The sequence below is a fragment of the Streptomyces sp. NPDC058326 genome, from assembly GCF_042879855.1.
Taxonomy (GTDB): domain Bacteria; phylum Actinomycetota; class Actinomycetes; order Streptomycetales; family Streptomycetaceae; genus Streptomyces.
This window is the reverse complement of record NZ_JBHVZO010000005.1, coordinates 168,596-186,020: the sequence shown is the minus strand read 5'-3', so window position 1 is coordinate 186,020 and position 17,425 is coordinate 168,596. Positions and strand designations below refer to the sequence as shown.

Genomic DNA, 17,425 nt, shown 5'->3' with positions numbered 1-17,425 from the left:
GGAGAACGACATGAAGATCTACCAGCCCATGCTGTTCGTCGGACTCGGCGGCACCGGCGGACGCATCGGCAGCGAACTCGAACGCAGCCTGCGCCGGGAACTCTGCGGCCCCGACGGCACCGACCTGGTCGACGGCGGCCGCCGGCTCCCCTTCCAGCTGCCCGACTGCCTCCAGTTCGTCTACGCCGACTTCAGCGAGGGCGAACTGCTGAGCCAGCCCCAGTTCCGGGCGAAGGGAGCCGAGGGCGCCGCCTTCGCCCGTACCTCCCGGATGGTCCGCGACCTGCTGCCCACCGACTTCGACTCCTCGCCCGAGGTGACCCGCATGCTGCGCGTCTCCGTCCCCGAGGAGACCCGGCTCTGGCTGCCGCCGCAGGCCCGCCAGCCGCGCGTCGCCCCCCTCAACAACGGGGCGGGACAGCTGCCGACCGTCGGCCGCGCCGCGCTCTTCGCGACCCTGCGGTCCGGGCTCGAACCCGTCCTGCGCCAGCTCCGCGAGGCGATCGGCGCCATCGGGCAGTCCGCGGGCGACCTCCGGCGGGTCGGCGGCGGCCGGATCCGTGGCTGCGACGTGTTCGTCGCCTTCTCCGTCGCCGGCGGCACCGGAGCCGGCATCTTCTACGACTTCATCCATCTCATCGGGCACGAGTTCCGCAACGCCCACGTGCCAGGGGTGAAGATCTACCCGCTCGTCGTCATGCCCTCCGCATTCCCGCCCGAGGCCGGCGGCGGACGCGAGGCCGAACTCAACTCGGCCCGCGCCCTCGTGGACCTCTCGCGGCTGGTCGACGACCAGAACGTGCCCGACGCCGTCGACCAGGTCGGCGACGTCGAGGACCGCGGCCGGCTCAGCGTCACCTACCCCGGCGACGGCGTCGTCGCCCTGCGCCCCGCCACCATGCAGACCGCGTTCCTCTTCTCCAAGCCGTCCGTCATCGGCAGCGAGGACCTGCGCCGCTCCATCGCCGCCATGGTGATGTCGCTGATCGGCACCGACCTCGGCTACGACAACGGCTCGGCGACCCGGGTGGAGGAGGACTACCAGTCCTTCGCCGCCAGCTTCATCAACAAGGCCGTGGAGCGCTCCACCCCGGGCCGTACGGGGATCGGCTACCGCGGCATGTCCACCAGCCTCGCCGCCTCCCTCACCGTGCCCGTCGACGACCTCGCCGAGATCGTCGCCGCCCGCCTCCTCGCCCAGGCGGTACGCAGCATGTCCGAACGCGCCCGGCGGCCCGACCGCGAGGGGCAGAACCAGGTCAGGGAACTGTTCACCCGCTCCGGCATCGGCCGCCTCTGGACCCGGGAGGCCCCGGACGTCCCCGCACCCGAGCAACTCCCCCGGGGGAAGGGCAAGATCACCCAGGAGCTGCGGAACCGGCTCGGGGGCATGGAGCAGGGACTGCGCCGCCTCGACAGCGGTCTCGCCCGGGAGATCCCGCGCCTCACCGAGGACTTCAGGCCGAGCGCGGGCGTACGCGAACTCCTCGGGCACATGGACCCCTTCCAGGTCGAGGTCGTCCTGGGCGGCCTGCCGGGCCACCCCGACCGGGTGGCCAGAGAAGGCTTCACCGGCATGCTCGACAACCGCCGCAACGAACCCGAACGCCCCCCGAACGTCCAGGCGTTCGCCCCACCCATCCCCCCGATCAGCGGCACCGTCGGCGGCATCGTGCCCGCCCGGTGGAGCGACCCCGACGTCCAGGAGGCCCTCGCCGCCCAGGAGGCCTGGTACCAGTGGCGGGCCAGGACCCTCTGGCACCGCGGCTGGCAGGCCGGCGAGGCGCAGTGGCGGCCGTCCCTGAACCGGGCCTCCGTCGAGGTCGCCGAACTCGCCAAGGCGCTCCGCGCCCACGAGCACGACGAGGCGAAGTCCTTCGCCGACCGCCGCCGCGACCTCTACCGCGACGACCGGGCCGGCATCGCCTATCTGCTGCCCCCGCAGAACACCCTGCGCGCCTTCTACGACGACGTCGTCGACCGGCTCGCCCAGAGCCTGGGCCTGCCCGAGTCCGCCGACGCCGCGAGCCTCCTCGGCCGGCTCGTCGGCCCCGACGACTGGCGGCGGGCCCTCGACGCGGTCCGCCGCTCCTCCGGCGCGGCGGTCAAGGAGATCAAGCAGGTCGTGGAGCGGCGGGTCAAGCGGCTCTTCGGCGAGGCCAACGAGGACGCCTTCGCGCGCCCCCTGCTGCCCTCCATGGAACTGCTCCTCCGCGCCGCGTCCGGCGACGAGACCGCCGAGGCGAAGGTCGACCCGCGCTGGCTCGACCAGTTCAGGTCCCGCCTCGCCGGACTCATCCCGGTGGGCTTCGTCCCCGACGGCAGCGGCCCGCTCAAGATCCTCATCGTGCACCCGGCGAGCGAGTCCGACGGCCGGGCCCGCGAATACCTGGAGCAGGAACTCAACCTGCCCGCCCGCGTCACCCCGGAGAGCCGGGCGGGCGACACCGACTCCCTCACCGTCGTCTTCTTCCGCAGCGGCATGAACCTCACCGACATCTCCGAGGTCCGCGGCGTCCTCGGCCTCTGGTCCGAGGCCCGCGACGCGGCGAGCGAGGACGACTTCCTGCACTGGCGGCAGCGGCTCGGCTACCAGGACGACTGGCTGGTCTCCACCGAACAGGACCGGCAGCGCATCCTGCACCGGCTGCTCTGCGCGATGTGGAACGGACACGTCGCCGCCGAGGGCCCGGCGGGATCGCCCCATCTCGTCCGCATCCGCCTCCAGGACGGCGAGTCCGCCACCATGTCGCTGCGCCTGGAGAGCTACGACGGCTCGCTCTCCAGCTGGGCGGGGCTGCTGCGCGCGTACGAGCGGTGGGCGCTGCTCGACGAGGGACAGATCATCGAGCAGTTCTGCGAACGCCTCATGCAGGCCCTGCCCAGGGGCCTCGCGCAGGTACCGTCGGCCCCCTCCCCCCTCTTCACCCACTTCGTGGAGGAGGTCGCCCCGCGCCAGCTCGCCCTGATCGACGCGCTCGTCGCCGAGTACGGCGAGTCGGACAGCGAATGGCTGACCCCGCTGCGCCACTTCTGGGCGGTCACCTACCCGGGCGCCCTCGGCATGCGCTTCTCCCAGTCGGCCCACGCGGTGAGGCCCACCCTGCGCGCCCTCTACGAACGCCACGGCCCGGGAGCCGGCCAGACGCAGACGAGTGGCCAGGGCCCCGGGCAGGGGCAGGGCGGATACGGCCATGGGTACGGCGCTGGGCAGGTGCCCGCGTCGGGGCACGGATACGGCGCCGGGTACGTCCCGGGGCCAGGCGTCGGGCACGTCCCGGGGCCCGGTCACAGCCACGTACCGGGGCCCGGGACCGGCCACGGGTCCGCCGACGGCCACCACGTCCCGGCCTCCGGCCACGGGAACGGCGCCGGACCGGCCTCCGGGTCCGGCCACTGGTCCGGTCACGGGCAGGGCGCCGGGCAGCCCCCCGCGCACGGGAACGGAGCGCCGCCCGACCCCCGTACCGGATACGGCACCACCCCCGCCCCCCAGCCCGCGGCAGCGCCCCCGCCCCTCCCGTCCGTCTACGAGGGCGACTGGGAGCTGGAACCCGAGCCGGACTTCGGGCCCGAGTTCGACGACGAGCCCGGGGAGACCGTGTGAGCCCGCGTGTCCTGCCCGAACGGCCCCTGCCAGGCCACGCCGTCTGCCTCGACCTGCGGACGGCGGGGGCGCACGACCACGACGCGGCCGTCCGCGCCGCCCTCGACACCCCCCAGTCCGGCGGCGAGCGCCGCTTCCTCGTCCTCGACGAGGCCGAGCGGCTCGTCGCCCACCAGCTGCTCTACGAGCGGCTCTCCTCCTACGGACCCGCCCACATCGTCTGTCTGGCCGTCGGCGCCCGGGGCGAGCGGAGCCTGCGCCGCTCCCTCACGCTCCGCCCGCCCGCGGCGGGCGTCCTGTGGCTGTTCGACACCGTGGAGGACGGCGTCCCCGGCGACGCCGTCCTGCGCCCGCTCGTCGACGTCCTGGCCACCCCCGAGGTCTTCGACGCCGTTCTCCGCGCGCTCGGCGAGGTGGTGCACGGTGTCGCCGTACCCGCCGTGCGCGTCCTGGAGCACGACCTGACCGACGAGGCGCGGGCCCGTGCCTGGCGGCAGGCGGTGGAAGGGCTGACCGGCCCGGACGTCCCGGCCGGCACCGCCTCCGCGTCCGCCGCCGAGCAGGTGCCGGGCACCCTCGCCCTCCTCCTCGACGAGGGCGTCCCCCGTTCCCTCTCGGGCCACCGCTGGCTCCCTCCGCAGGGCCGGGCAGGGGCCCGGCTCGCGGCCTGCGACGAGGCCGTCGGCGCCGCCGTCGACGGCTACCGCCGGGTGCGGGGCGCGGCGGGGCTCCTCACCGGAGCAGGCCGCGGCGTCGACCTGCCGGGGGACATCGAGCGGGTGACGGAGGAGCTGGCCCGGTTCCGTACCGCCGTCGCGGACGCGTTCGGTGCCGCGGGCGGCAGCCGGCTCACCGCCGAGCACCGTGGCGTGCTCCGCGACCGGGGCGTCGAACTGCCGGAGCTGCCCAGGGAGATCTCGCGGGCGGGAATCGTCCCGGCCCTGCGCGACCACACCCACGACCTGATCGGGAAGGGGCTCCCGCTCCGCTCCGCGGCGGCCCGGCTCGCCGCGCTCTCCGCGCGCACCGCACCCGTCGGCAGCGCCGCCCGGCTCGCCCGGCTCGACGCGATCTGCGGGCCCGAGCGGCTGCGGCGGCTCGGCGGCCGGTACCCGTTCACGGCCGGCGGCTCGCGCCCCGTGGCCCTGGCCGTGACCGGGGTCCTCGCCCTGCTCGCCGGGGTGTGGCCGGTCCTCGGCTGGGTCCTCGGCCCGGCCGTCGGCGTGCTCGCCGCCGGGCTCGCCCATCTGATGCTGCGGCGCAGGCCCAACCGCTCCCCGGACGGGCGGATCGACGGTGGCGGCGCCACGGGCGCGGCGCCCCGCCTCTTCGGCGGTCTGCTCGGCGGTCTCGCCGGGGCGGGACTCGGCCAGTTCCTCGGCCCGCCGTCGTGGCTCGCGGCGGTGGCGCTCGCCGTGTCCCTGACCGCCGTCGTCCTCCTCGCGCTGCGCGACTGGACGCGGGCCGTGGACGACTGGTGGGCCCTCGCGGACCCCGAGGAGGCCTGGCGGATCCTGCGGGAGACCCAGACGCTCCTCGTCACCACCGCCGTGCACGACTGGCTCTTCGCGGAGGTGCGGCACCACTGCTCCTCGGGGGCGGCGGCGGTGTCCCGGCTGCTCAGAAACCTCGCGGAGACGGCCGAAGCACACGGTCGGGTGTACGCGCACGGGCAGCCGTACCCGCCGTGGGCCGCGCCACCGGAGCAGGACTCCCCGGCGGAGCCGCCGCAGGGGACGGACGGCGTGACGGCCTCCTGGAGCTGGCAGGACTGGACCGACGGCGGGGTGGAGGACGTCTGGTCGGACATGGACGAGGAACCCGCGCCGACGGAGGCTCCCGCGCCGCCGCCCCCGTCTCCCCGCACGTCCGGCCCGTACGACGAGGACCACACCGTCCCGGCTCCCGCCCCGGCCGACGCGCCCGCCCCCGCGCCCGAGTGGCTGGAGCGGCGGTACGGCGACGGGGGACCCCTGCTCGTCGACACGCTCGCCGGCGATCTGGTCGCCGGCACTCTGCTGATCCTCGACCGGTGCTGGGCGGGCATCGAGCGCGACCCGGGCGCCACCGCGTCCACCGTCCACGAGCAGCGGATGGCGGAGCTCCTCGACGAGACCCGCCTCCGCCTGGAGCGGGACGTCGCCGCCTCGCCGCCGCCCCGGTACGAGGGTCTCCGTGACCCGGACGCGCTCGCCGGCCTCGCCGCCTTCGCCGACCGCTCCGACCGGCCCGACGCCGCCCGGCTCACCGGTGTCGCCCCGGACGCGGTGGCCCGGTTGCTCCTGGCCGGGGACGACCCCGCCCGCACGGTCGCGCTCTGCGGCCCCGAGCACCTGCGGCTGCTCTCCCACGACCCGCTCGCCGCCCGGCAGGTCCGCTTCGTGCCCGAGGCGATGCGGCGCGGGGCCGCGGGGGACGACGTCTGGCGGGGCACCGCCGAGGACGTCGTATGGACCGGTGCGGGACGCCACGCCGGAATCCTCCGTCTCGTACCGCTGCGCGCGGACGTCGTGCACACCGTCCGCGCCGAGGAGGCGGGAGAACCGTGACCGACCCGAACCACCCGAACGACGACCGGAACCCCCCGAGCGACCCGCACCACCGACCCGACCCAGACGCCGCCCCTGACCCCGACCCCGACTCCGGCTCCGGCACCGGCCCCGACCACCAGGACCCCGCGGCCGGCCCGAACCGCCCGTCCGACCCCCGCCACCCCCTCGGGCCCGACCATCCCGACCACCTCAGCGAGCCGAGCCCGCCGCCCCACCCGTACTACCAGGAGCTGGAGTTCCTCACCCCACAGGAGGCGCAGCTCCGCTTCGCCGTGCGTTACGGGGAGGACCACAGGCCCCCCGGCCGCCCGGGGGTCCTCGCGCGCCGGGCGGTCCTGGGGGCGGGGGCGGTGCCGGTCCTCCAGTACCGGCTGGCCTCGTCCGCGCACCGAGACCCCCACGCGTACGGGCTCCTGGAGCGGGAGGTCGCGGCCGCCGTCGCCCTGGAACGGCGGTACGGCACGGCGCAGTTCGTCGCCGTCCTGCCCCGGATCGTCGGCTTCGACCTCACCGCCGCCGAACCCTTCGTGCTGTACCGGCCGCCGGGCGGGCGGCCGCTCTCCGCCTGGGCGGGGCGCCTCGGTGCCGACGACCCGGAGGCGATCACCGGGCAACTCGCCATGGCCGTGCGCCTCCTGGGCGAGCTCGACCTCGTGCACCGGGCGATCACGCCCGACACCGTGCGCTGGGACGGTGGACGCGTACGGCTCTGCGAACCGTTCGCGGCGCTGCGCGCCGGCGAGACCCGTGAGCCCTTCGGCACCGCACCCTGGGCCTCGCCCGAACAGCGAGCGGGGCGCGGCCCGGCAGACCCGCGCGACGACCTGTGGTCCGTCGCCTCACTGGCCTACTGGCTGCTCTCCGGCCGCCCCGACCGGGGCGAGGGCCCACCGGGCGACCTGGCCGACTACCGGCGCCTCGCGGCCCTCGGGCACAGCGGCCTCTTCTCCCCGCACGCGGCGGAACGCCCGCATCCGGCCGAGCTGCTGCGGCTCCTCAACGTCCCCGACCCGCTCGCCACCGGCGTCGGCGCGGCGGACCCGCTCGACCGGTGGCGCGCCGAGTACGACACCCAGATCGCGCGGAAACGTGCGCTGGCCGGAGGAGACCCGCCGGGCGCGGCACCGGCCGCCGACCCCCCGGAGGCCTCCGCCCGGGATCCGCGGCCCCCGCGTACCTCCGTGTTCCGCCGGGTCTTCGGCGGCGGCGACGAGCCGGTCCGCCCCGCCGTTCCCGCGTCCGAACCGGTACTGGTACCGGCACCGCCGTCACGGGGCCGGATGTGCCCGCACTGCCTGCTCCCCGTCGAGTACGACGAACGGCTGCTCGTCACCATCGACACCAAGGGCAACCGGATCCCCCTCGACCTCAGCGCCGAACGGCGGCCCGGCCACCGGACGGACGCCCTGCGCAAGGCGTACCACCTCTGCCCCCACACCCGGGACGGCGACGAGGGGCACGAACTCCCCGTCCCCTACCTCACCAACGGGGAACCGCTCTCCATCGCCCTCGTCGGCAGCTCCTCCGTCGGCAAGACCCACCTCCTCGCCGCCATGCTCGGCGAGGTCGAGCTCGGCGGCCTCGAACCGTACGGTCTGAAATGCCGGCCGCTCAACCCCGACGCACACCGCACCTATCTGCGCGAGCGCGTGCAGAGCCTGCACCAGGGACGGCAGCTGGGCCGTACCGGACAGCAGACCTTCGCGCGCTTCGCCGACGGTCTGCTCGTCTCGGCGGGCGGCGCGACGCCCCGGCCCGTCGTCTTCTTCGACCTCGCGGGCGAGGACCTCGCCCAGGACAGCGAGGTCGGCCGCTTCCTGATGGGCGTCGACGCGTTCGTCTTCGTCCTCGACCCGTTGCGCGCGCTCCGGCTGCCCTCCCTCGACCCGGTGAGGCGACAGAGCGGACTGCACCGGCGCGAGCTCGGCGACGAGGCCTTCACCACCGTCCTGAACCGCATCCCCCGGCAGCGCGGCGGACTCGTCGCGGCCCCGGCCGCGCTCGCCGTCAACAAGAGCGACCTGGTGCGCTTCGAACCGGTCGTGGACCGCTGGCTCGGCCGCGCCCTGCCCGGCCGCCGGGAAGCCGTCGCCCCGCGGGCCGAGAGCCGGGACGCGTACGCCTTCCTCGCCGAGCACGCCGGCGCCGCCTGGCTGAAGCCCTTCGACGACTGCGCGGACTGCACCCTGCACTTCGTCGCCGCGACCGGCGGGCAGGCACGCGGCGACCGGTTCCCGCACGGGGCCCGGCCGCGCCGGGTTCTCGCGCCACTGCTCTCTCTCTTCGCCATGTGCGGGCTGCTGCCCGGGGCGGAACCCGCGAGACCTACGGAGGGGATCGTCCGATGACACGGTCGGAGAACGAGGTCGACCAGATCGTCTTCCGCTGGGACAGCGAGAACCTCTCCGGCAGCACCGGCTTCGGACCGGTGGCCTGGTCCGGGCCGCGCGACGAGGCGGAGAACCTCTTCCGTATCTCGGGCCCCGTGCTCCGGGCGAGCGGCGAGGAGACCCGGCCCGCCCTGATCCGCCTCCAGCGGCGTGCCGACGTGATGCTGATCCGGCGCGTCCCCTTCACGGACGCCGGCGGCGGGACCTCCGTGCTCTGCCACGCCCTCGTCGGATCGCCCGCGCTCCTCGACCCCTCCGTCTGCCTCGGGCTGCACGCCTGGAACTGGGAGGGCGCGGACCTGGACGCCGCCGAGGCGCGCGGGCGGCTGCCCGTCATCCCCGAGGAGGTACTCGTCCCGGCGACCGGCCGGGGACAGGGGGAGCTCGACCGGACCCTGCCGTACGTGGCCGAGGAACTCACCGGCGCCGTCGCGGAGTTGCTGCGTCACCCCGAGGAACGCTTCACCGTCCTCGACGAACACGGCGACACCGCCTGCCCCGTGCTCTGGGGACTGCACAGCATGTTCGGCACGCTCACCGACCGCCGGTGGACCTTCGCCACCCACGACACCGCCGAACTCCCCGCCCTGCGTTACGTGTTCGTCGGCCGCTGGTCCGGCGCGGCGAGCCACAACACCGAGCGCCGCCGCGTCGACCCGCGCGAGCGGACCGGCGACCGGGCGGAGGAGGCCGCGGACCGGCTCGTCCGCCACCACCTGAGGGGGGTCGCGGAGGGCGAGGGCAGGGAGTACGCGGTGGGCAGCGCCCTTCACGCGGCCTCCGCCGCCCGCCGCGGCCCTCTCCTGGAGACGGTCACGCGCGCCCTCCAGGCCCTCGACGGCGACGCGGACGCCCCGGCCCCGCCCGGCCCGAGGCCCGCGCGCGCCCTCCAGGTCCTCGACGGCGACGACGGCGCCCAGGCCCCGAGGCCCGCGGGACGGCGGTGGGGCAGGACACCGGGTGGCCGGACCGCCGAGGATCCGCCGCCCTCCGGACGCCCGGTGGGCCAGGTCCCGCCGCCGGCGCCGGGCGTGCTCCGAGGTGCCGACCGTCCCGGACCGTCGGAACGCCCGGACCTGTGGTTCCGCCAGGACCCGCCACCGGACGACCGGAACCTCCCGGGCACCGGAGAGCTCCGGCCCACCCCGTACGGGCCGGAGACGGAGGCCCCGGAGCACATCCCGGAGACCCTCCACCTCCCGACCGTCCCCGACGGTGATGACGGATCCGCCCCCGACCGCCACCGCCCCGCTTTCCCCGACCCTGCCAGTCCGAGCGCCCCGGACCGTGACCACCGGGCTTTCCCAGACTCCGCCCGTCCGCCCGCCCCGGACCGTGACCACCGGGCCTTCCCCGACTCCGCCCGTCCGACTGCCCCCGATCGTGACCACCGGGCCGTCCCCGAAGCCCGCTCGTATCCGCCCGCCCCCGACCCTCGCCCCCGAGCCGTTCCCGAGGCCCGCTCGTATCCGCCCGCCCCTGCCGACCCCGCGCACCCGGACGATCCGTTGATGCCGCGCTCTTCGGAGCCCGGCGACCGGTCCGCGTCCCCGGCGGGCGACGGATCTCCGAGCGGATCCGGGACGCGGGCCCCCGAGGGCCGGCTGGGCCCGCCCGCACCGGGGGCGCCGCGGCCCGGGGCCGACCCGTACCCCCGGCCCGTGCTGCCCCTGGTCGCGCCCGTGTGGACCGGGCCCGGTGCGGGCGAGGGGCGGTCCTGGGCGAGGGCGCGCGGCGGCCGGGAGCGGGAGGCCGAAACCGGGCTCGTGCACAAGCTCCCGATCGCACGGACCGTGGAGGAGGCACGGGAGCTCGTCGAGCGCGGCGGCAGCCGCGAGCTGCTCGGCGCGCTGCGCCGCCCCCAGGCGTACGTCGTCCTCACCCTTCTCCTCAGGGAGACCGCCCGGCGCCTGCCGTCCTGGGAGCATCCGCTGCGCAGGGAGCTGTGCGAGGTGGCCCTGGAGCAGGAGTACTGGGCCGTCGCGCCGCCGGGCGGCGAGGCCGATCCGTCCGACCCGCCGGAGGAGCAGCGCGCGGCGAACGCCGCCGAGCTGCACCGCTGGGCGGTGAGCCCGCTCCTCGATCGCGGTGACGCCCCCGTCGGCACGGTCGCCGAGCTGCTCTCCCGGCTCCGTACGAGCCCGGCGCCCTCCGCCCGAGAGGCGTTCTGGCTGATCGTCGACGGGGAGCGCCCCGGCCTGCCGGAAGCGGTCTGGCTGACCCTGCTCAAGGAGGCGTACGGCGTGCCCCGCACGGCCTCACGCCCGGGAGGAGCCGTGTCCCGGCCTTCCGGCCACCCCGTGGACCCCGGCAACGGCTACACCCGCCGCTTCCTGCGGCGCGCCGCGGTGCTGCTCGGCGGCCTGGTGGCGGCGATCGTCCTGATCGCCGCCTGGGGGTGGCTCACCTGACGGGCGGCACCCGGGCCCGCGAAGACCGCCGGCGGGCCTGCCGCCCGTCGGACGCGGGCGGCGCTCAGGCGCGCGGCGAGGGCGTCAGGCGGTCCGGCCCGAAACCACGGCAGGGGCCGCGCCCCGCGCTCGCGACGACGGCGATCACCCCCGCCTCGTCCGAAACGCGGGCCACGGCCGCCCGGCTCCGTCAGGATGGGTCGCATGGGATTCCACGTCGATTCCGAGACCGGGCGGCTGCGCCGCGTCATCCTGCACCGGCCCGATCTGGAGCTGAAGCGGCTCACACCCACCAACAAGGACGCCCTCCTCTTCGACGACGTGCTGTGGGTGCGCCGGGCCCGGCAGGAGCACGACGGCTTCGCGGACGTGCTGCGTGACCGGGGGGTGGAGGTGCACCTCTTCGGGGACCTCCTGAGCGAGGCCCTGGAGGTGCCGGCCGCCCGCGCGCTCGTACTCGACCGGGTCTTCGACGAGAAGGCGTACGGGCCGCTCGCCGCCGACCACCTCAGGGACGCGTTCGACTCGCTCGACGCGGTCGCGCTGAGGGAGGCGCTCGTGGGCGGGATGACCAAGCGGGAGTTCCTGGCGGCGCACCGCGAGCCGACCTCGGTCCGTTTCCACGCCCTGGACCTGGACGACTTCCTCCTCGGCCCGCTGCCGAACCACCTCTTCACCCGGGACACGTCGGCCTGGATCTACGACGGCGTCTCGATCAACGCGATGCGCTGGCCGGCCCGACAGCGCGAGACCGTCCACTTCGAGGCGATCTACAAGCACCATCCGCTCTTCACCGGCCCCGAGGCGGGCGCCTTCCACCACTGGTCGGAGGGGCAGGCCGACTATCCGTCGACGATCGAGGGCGGGGACGTCCTGGTCATCGGCAACGGCGCCGTGCTCATCGGGATGAGCGAGCGGACGACCCCGCAGGCGGTGGAGATGCTGGCCAGGGGCATGTTCGCGGCCGGTTCGGCGCACGCGATCGTCGCGCTCGACATGCCGAAGCGGCGGGCGTTCATGCACCTGGACACGGTGATGACGATGGTGGCCGAGGACACGTTCACCCAGTACGCGGGGCTCGGGATGCTCCGCTCGTACACGATCGAACCGGGGGCGGACGAGGGCCACCCCCTCCGGGTGACGGACCATCCGCCGGAGCAGATGCACACCGCCATCGCCGAGGCGCTCGGGCTCCGGGAGATCCGGGTCCTGACGGCGACTCAGGACGTGCACGCGGCCGAGCGCGAGCAGTGGGACGACGGGTGCAACGTGCTGGCCGTGGAGCCGGGTGTGGTCGTCGCGTACGAGCGGAACGCCACGACGAACACGCATCTGCGGAAGCAGGGCATCGAGGTCATCGAGATCCCGGGCAGTGAGCTGGGCCGGGGGCGGGGCGGGCCGCGCTGCATGAGCTGCCCGGTGGTGCGGGACGCCGCCTGAGTCACCGGAGGGGGCTGTATATAAATGTTGAAGTGCGTATACACTTCCAACGTCCCCGATCGCCCGTCCTCCGACCGTACCCATAGGAGCGCGTCCCATGGCCACAGACCTCATCGGCCGCCACTTCCTCAAGGAGCTGGACTTCACCGCCGAGGAGTTCCGCGCCCTGATCGCGCTCTCGGCCGAGCTCAAGGCCGCCAAGAAGGCGGGCACCGAGGTCCAGCGGCTGCGGGGCAGGAACATCGCCCTGATCTTCGAGAAGACCTCGACCCGCACGCGCTGCGCCTTCGAGGTCGCCGCCGCCGACCAGGGCGCCTCCACCACCTATCTGGACCCCTCCGGGTCCCAGATGGGCCACAAGGAGTCGGTCAAGGACACCGCCCGTGTCCTCGGCCGGATGTTCGACGGCATCGAGTACCGCGGTGACAGCCAGGCCGCCGTCGAGGAGCTCGCCGCCTTCGCGGGCGTCCCCGTCTTCAACGGGCTCACCGACGACTGGCACCCCACCCAGATGCTTGCCGACGTGCTCACCATGACCGAGCACACGGAGAAGCCGCTGGAGGCGATCACCTTCGCCTACCTCGGCGACGCCCGCTTCAACATGGGCAACTCCTACCTGGTCACCGGCGCCCTGCTCGGCATGGACGTGCGGATCGTCGCCCCCGAGGCGTACTGGCCGGCCGAGGACGTCGTCGCCGCCGCCCGCAAGCTCGCCGAGGCCAGCGGCGCGACCGTCACCCTCACCGAGGACGTGGCCGAGGGGGTCAGGGGCGCCGACTTCGTGGCCACCGACGTCTGGGTCTCCATGGGCGAGCCCAAGGAGGTCTGGGACGAGCGGATCGCCGCCCTCGGCCCGTACTCCGTGACCATGGACGTGCTGCGTGCCACCGGCAACCCGGACGTCAGGTTCCTGCACTGCCTGCCGGCCTTCCACGACCTGGGCACGGCGGTCGGGCGGGACATCCACGCCCGGCACGGCCTGACCGAGCTGGAGGTCACCGACGAGGTCTTCGAGTCGGCCCACTCCCTCGTCTTCGACGAGGCCGAGAACCGGATGCACACCATCAAGGCGGTCCTGGTCGCCACGCTGGCCGGCCCCTCGGCGTAGTTCCGCGCACCCCCCGCCCCGAGCGCCCGTCGCCCGCCCAGCCGCCCGCCGCCCGCCGCCCGCGAGGATCCCGTCATCTCCGGCCGGTCACGGCCCCGGGCGGCGCTGGGCCGGTATCCCCGGCAGGGTGAACCAGACCGCCTTGCCGTGGGCGGTGGGGCGGTGTCCGCAGTCGCTGCTGAGCGCGCGGATGAGGAAGAGCCCGCGGCCGTGTTCCTGCCACGGGTCGATCTCGGTCCCCGGATCCGGGCAGATGAGCTCGTCGGGGCGGGCGGGCTCGGAGTCGTGGACCTCGATCTGGCAGCCGCCGCGCCCCGGGAGCAGCTCGACGACGAGTTCGATGGGGCCGCGGCCCGCGGTGTGCTCGACGGCGTTGGCGACGAGCTCGGCGGTGAGGAGCTCCGCCGTGTCACGGTCGGGGCGGTCGGCGGCCTCGGGGCCGATCTCGGTCAGCGCGGTACGGATCAGGGCGCGGGCGATCGGCACGGCGGCGGTGGTGTGGGGCAGCCGGATGCGCCGGGAGGCGGCCGCGCGTACGTCGGCCGTGGGTCCGCTGGCTTCGGGCATGGGGGGCAGGGCTCCCTTCACCCCGTGGGGGCGGGCTGTGGGGCGACTGGGCGGGGCGTCCCGAGACGTCCTGGTTTCAACCTTACGGTGCGCAATTCTTCGTTCCAGGGGCACCCCTCCCGTCACGGCAGGGTCTTTCGTCACTCGGCCCCAGGGCCTCGGCCCCATCTATCGCGTACTCGTGACGACAGTCACAGTAGGGTGATACCCTCCGAACGGAGGAAGGAGGCCCTTCCGCATGAGCCCGTTCACCGGCTCCACGCCCCGCACCGCGGACTGGCGGCATCTGCGCCTCGTCATCGACCGGGGCGTCGCCACCGTCACCCTCGCCCGCCCCGCGAAGCTCAACGCCCTCACCTTCGGCGCCTACGCCGACCTGCGTGACCTCCTCGCCGAGCTCTCCCGCGAGCGGACCGTCCGCGCCCTCGTCCTCGACGGCGACGGGCGCGGCTTCTGCTCCGGCGGGGACGTCGACGAGATCATCGGCGCCACCCTCTCCCTCGACACCGCCCAGCTCCTCGACTTCAACCGGATGACCGGCCAGGTCGTCCGGGCCCTCCGCGAATGCCCCTTCCCGGTCGTCGCCGCCCTCCACGGTGTCGCCGCGGGCGCCGGGGCCGTCCTCGCCCTCGCCGCGGACTTCCGGATCGCCGATCCCACCACCCGTTTCGCCTTCCTCTTCACCCGCGTGGGCCTCTCCGGCGGCGACATGGGCGCGGCCTATCTGCTGCCCCGGGTCGTCGGACTCGGCCACGCCACCCGGCTCCTCATGCTGGGCGACCCCGTACACGCCGCGGAGGCCGAGCGCATCGGCCTGCTCTCCGAGCTCACCGAGGAGGGCCGGGCGGCCGAGCGGGCCACCGCCCTCGCCCGCCGCCTCGCCGACGGGCCCGCACTCGCGCTCGCCCAGACCAAGGCCCTGCTCACCGCCGAGCTCGACATGCCGCTCGCCGCCTCGATCGAGATGGACGCGGCCACCCAGGCACTCCTGATGAACGGCGCCGACTACGCCGAGTTCCACGCGGCCTTCACCGAGAAACGGCCCCCGAAATGGCAGGGCCGGTAGTCATGGCCGGGCAGGTGGACAGGGCAGGGCCGTCGAGGATCGCCGTCGTCGGGGGCGGGCCCGGCGGGCTCTACGCCGCCGCCCTGCTCAAGCGGCTCGACCCCGCCCGCGAGATCACCGTCTGGGAGCGGAACGCGCCCTCCGACACCTTCGGCTTCGGCGTGGTCCTCTCCGACGAGACCCTCGGCGGCATCCGGGACGCGGACCCCTTCGTGTACGAGGCGCTCCGCCGCGACCTCGTCCGCTGGGACGACATCGACGTCGTCCACCGGGGCCACCGCACCCGCTCCACCGGCCACGGCTTCGCCGCCCTCGGCCGCCGCCGGCTCCTGGAGATCCTCCACACCCGCTGCACCGACCTGGGCGTACGGCTCCGCTTCCGCACCGAGGCCCCGCCCGCCGCCGCCCTCGCCGCGGACCACGACCTGGTCGTCGCCGCCGACGGCGTCCACAGCCGCACCCGCGAGAACCACGAGGCCCACTTCCGCCCCCGGATCACCAGCCACCGCTGCCGCTACATCTGGCTCGCCGCCGACTTCGCCTTCGACGCCTTCCGCTTCGAGATCGCCGAGACCGAGTACGGCGTGATGCAGCTGCACGCCTACCCCTACGAGGCCGGTGCCTCCACCGCCATCGTCGAGATGCGCGAGGAGGTCTGGCGGGCGGCCGGTTTCGACGAGCTCGACGAGGCCGAGTCCACCGTCCGCTGCGCGAAGATCTTCTCCGAGGCGCTCGGCGGCCGCGAGCTCCGCTCGAACAACTCCGCCTGGACCGCTTTCCGTACCGTCGTCAACGAGCACTGGTCCTACGGCAACACCGTGCTCATCGGCGACGCCGCCCACACCGCGCACTTCTCCATCGGCTCCGGCACCAAACTGGCCGTCGAGGACGCCCTGGCCCTGGCGCACGCCGTCGACGGCCACCCCGACCTCCCGGACGCCCTCGCCGCCTACGAGGCCGAGCGCCGACCGGTCGTCGCCTCCACCCAGCGCGCCGCCGCCGCCAGCCTCCACTGGTTCGAGGAGCTCGCGGACCGGGTCGACCGGCCGCCCCGCCGCTTCGCCTTCGACCTCCTCACCCGCAGCCGCCGCGTCACCCACGCCAACCTGAGGCTCCGCGACCCGGCCTTCACCGCCGCCGTCGAAGCCGACTTCGGCTGCCCGCCCGGCACCCCGCCCATGTTCACCCCCTTCCGGCTCGGCGGCCTCACCCTGCGCAACCGGATCGTCGTCTCCCCCATGGACCTGTACGTCGCCGGGGACGGCGTCCCCGGTGACTTCCACCTCGTCCACCTGGGAGCCAGGGCCCTCGGCGGCGCCGGTCTCGTCATGACCGAGATGGTCTGCGTCAGCCCCCGGGGCCGCATCACCCCCGGGTGCACCGGCCTCTGGACCGACGAACAGGCCACCGCCTGGACCCGGATCGTGGACTTCGTCCACACCTCCGCCCCCGGCACCGCGCTCGGCGTCCAGCTCGGCCACTCCGGCCGCAAGGGCTCCACCCGGCGCATGTGGGAGGGCATCGACCAGCCGCTGCCCGAGGGCAACTGGCCGCTGGTCGCCGCCTCACCCCTCCCGTACCGGCCCGGCGTCAACCAGACCCCGGCCGCTCTCGACCGGGCCGGACTCACCGCCGTACGCGAGGAGTTCACGGCCGCCGCCCGGCGCGCGGCCGGCTGTGGCTTCGATCTCCTGGAACTGCACTGCGCCCACGGGTACCTACTCTCCGGCTTCCTCTCTCCGCTCACCAACCACCGCACCGACGCCTACGGCGGCGACCTCGACGGCCGGCTGCGCTACCCCCTGGAAGTCTTCGACGCGGTACGGGAGGTGTGGCCGGCCGACCGCCCCATGACCGTCCGCATCTCCGCCACCGACTGGGCCGAGGGCGGCACGACCGACGCGGAGGCCGTCGCCGTCGCCCGCGCCTTCACGGACCGGGGCGCAGACGCGATCGACGTCTCCACCGGCCAGGTCGTGCCCGACGAGACCCCCGCCTACGGCCGCTCGTACCAGACGCCGTACGCCGACCGCGTCCGCAACGAGGTCGGCGTCCCGGTGATCGCGGTCGGCGCGATCTCCTCCTGGGACGACGTGAACTCCCTGCTCCTGGCCGGCCGCGCCGACCTCTGCGCCCTGGCCCGCCCGCACCTCTACGACCCGCACTGGACCCTGCACGCGGCGGCCGAGCAGGACTACTCGGGACCGGCCGCGCCCTGGCCGGCCCCGTACCGCGCGGGCAGCCGCAAGCCCCCCACCGGCCGGGGCACGTCCTGACCCGAAAG

Annotated in this window: 9 protein-coding genes; 8 read left to right on the top strand and 1 reads right to left on the bottom strand. The window is 74.9% G+C overall.

Features of this window, described 5'->3' with window-relative positions; all coding sequences use genetic code 11:
* Positions 1-10: 10 nt before the first annotated feature.
* The 6 genes from ACFVYX_RS12340 (at position 11) to argF (ending at position 13,508) form a co-directional block, all read left to right on the top strand.
* On the top strand, positions 11-3,607 hold the full coding sequence (locus ACFVYX_RS12340; protein ID WP_389681268.1) for a tubulin-like doman-containing protein: 3,597 nt from the start codon (positions 11-13) through the stop codon (positions 3,605-3,607).
* A complete protein-coding gene (locus ACFVYX_RS12335) occupies positions 3,604-6,156 on the top strand; it encodes a hypothetical protein (RefSeq protein ID WP_389681267.1) in 2,553 nt (850 codons plus the stop codon). The genes ACFVYX_RS12340 and ACFVYX_RS12335 overlap by 4 nt, the downstream gene beginning before the upstream one ends.
* On the top strand, positions 6,153-8,507 hold the full coding sequence (locus tag ACFVYX_RS12330; protein ID WP_389681266.1) for a hypothetical protein: 2,355 nt from the start codon (positions 6,153-6,155) through the stop codon (positions 8,505-8,507). Before ACFVYX_RS12335 ends, ACFVYX_RS12330 begins: the two co-directional genes overlap by 4 nt.
* Positions 8,504-10,960, top strand: a complete 2,457-nt coding sequence (locus ACFVYX_RS12325; protein WP_389681265.1) for a hypothetical protein — start codon at positions 8,504-8,506, stop codon at positions 10,958-10,960. The genes ACFVYX_RS12330 and ACFVYX_RS12325 overlap by 4 nt, the downstream gene beginning before the upstream one ends.
* A 204-nt stretch (positions 10,961-11,164) precedes the next feature.
* Positions 11,165-12,400: an arginine deiminase gene (locus tag ACFVYX_RS12320; RefSeq protein ID WP_389681264.1), complete on the top strand. Its 1,236-nt coding sequence runs from the start codon at positions 11,165-11,167 to the stop codon at positions 12,398-12,400.
* A gap of 97 nt (positions 12,401-12,497) precedes the next feature.
* Entirely contained in the window at positions 12,498-13,508 is a 1,011-nt protein-coding gene (gene argF, locus ACFVYX_RS12315) for an ornithine carbamoyltransferase (RefSeq protein ID WP_389681263.1), read from the top strand.
* An 87-nt stretch (positions 13,509-13,595) separates the two neighbouring features.
* On the opposite strand, the gene ACFVYX_RS12310 is transcribed toward argF, so the two are convergent.
* Complete coding sequence (locus ACFVYX_RS12310; RefSeq protein ID WP_389681262.1) at positions 13,596-14,075, bottom strand: ATP-binding protein; 480 nt, start codon at positions 14,073-14,075, stop codon at positions 13,596-13,598.
* A gap of 238 nt (positions 14,076-14,313) precedes the next feature.
* On the opposite strand from ACFVYX_RS12310, the gene ACFVYX_RS12305 reads away from it, so the two are divergent.
* Entirely contained in the window at positions 14,314-15,141 is an 828-nt protein-coding gene (locus ACFVYX_RS12305) for an enoyl-CoA hydratase family protein (RefSeq protein WP_389681261.1), read from the top strand.
* Positions 15,126-17,417, top strand: a complete 2,292-nt coding sequence (locus ACFVYX_RS12300) for a bifunctional salicylyl-CoA 5-hydroxylase/oxidoreductase (RefSeq protein ID WP_389681260.1) — start codon at positions 15,126-15,128, stop codon at positions 17,415-17,417. Before ACFVYX_RS12305 ends, ACFVYX_RS12300 begins: the two co-directional genes overlap by 16 nt.
* Positions 17,418-17,425: the final 8 nt, after the last annotated feature.

Coding starts and splice junctions, on each gene's coding strand:
- ACFVYX_RS12310 (WP_389681262.1), bottom strand. CDS start 14,075: ATGCCCGAAGCCAGCGGACCCACGGCCGACGTACGCGCGGCCGCCTCC.
- ACFVYX_RS12320 (WP_389681264.1), top strand. CDS start 11,165: ATGGGATTCCACGTCGATTCCGAGACCGGGCGGCTGCGCCGCGTCATC.
- argF (WP_389681263.1), top strand. CDS start 12,498: ATGGCCACAGACCTCATCGGCCGCCACTTCCTCAAGGAGCTGGACTTC.
- ACFVYX_RS12305 (WP_389681261.1), top strand. CDS start 14,314: ATGAGCCCGTTCACCGGCTCCACGCCCCGCACCGCGGACTGGCGGCAT.
- ACFVYX_RS12325 (WP_389681265.1), top strand. CDS start 8,504: ATGACACGGTCGGAGAACGAGGTCGACCAGATCGTCTTCCGCTGGGAC.
- ACFVYX_RS12340 (WP_389681268.1), top strand. CDS start 11: ATGAAGATCTACCAGCCCATGCTGTTCGTCGGACTCGGCGGCACCGGC.
- ACFVYX_RS12300 (WP_389681260.1), top strand. CDS start 15,126: ATGGCAGGGCCGGTAGTCATGGCCGGGCAGGTGGACAGGGCAGGGCCG.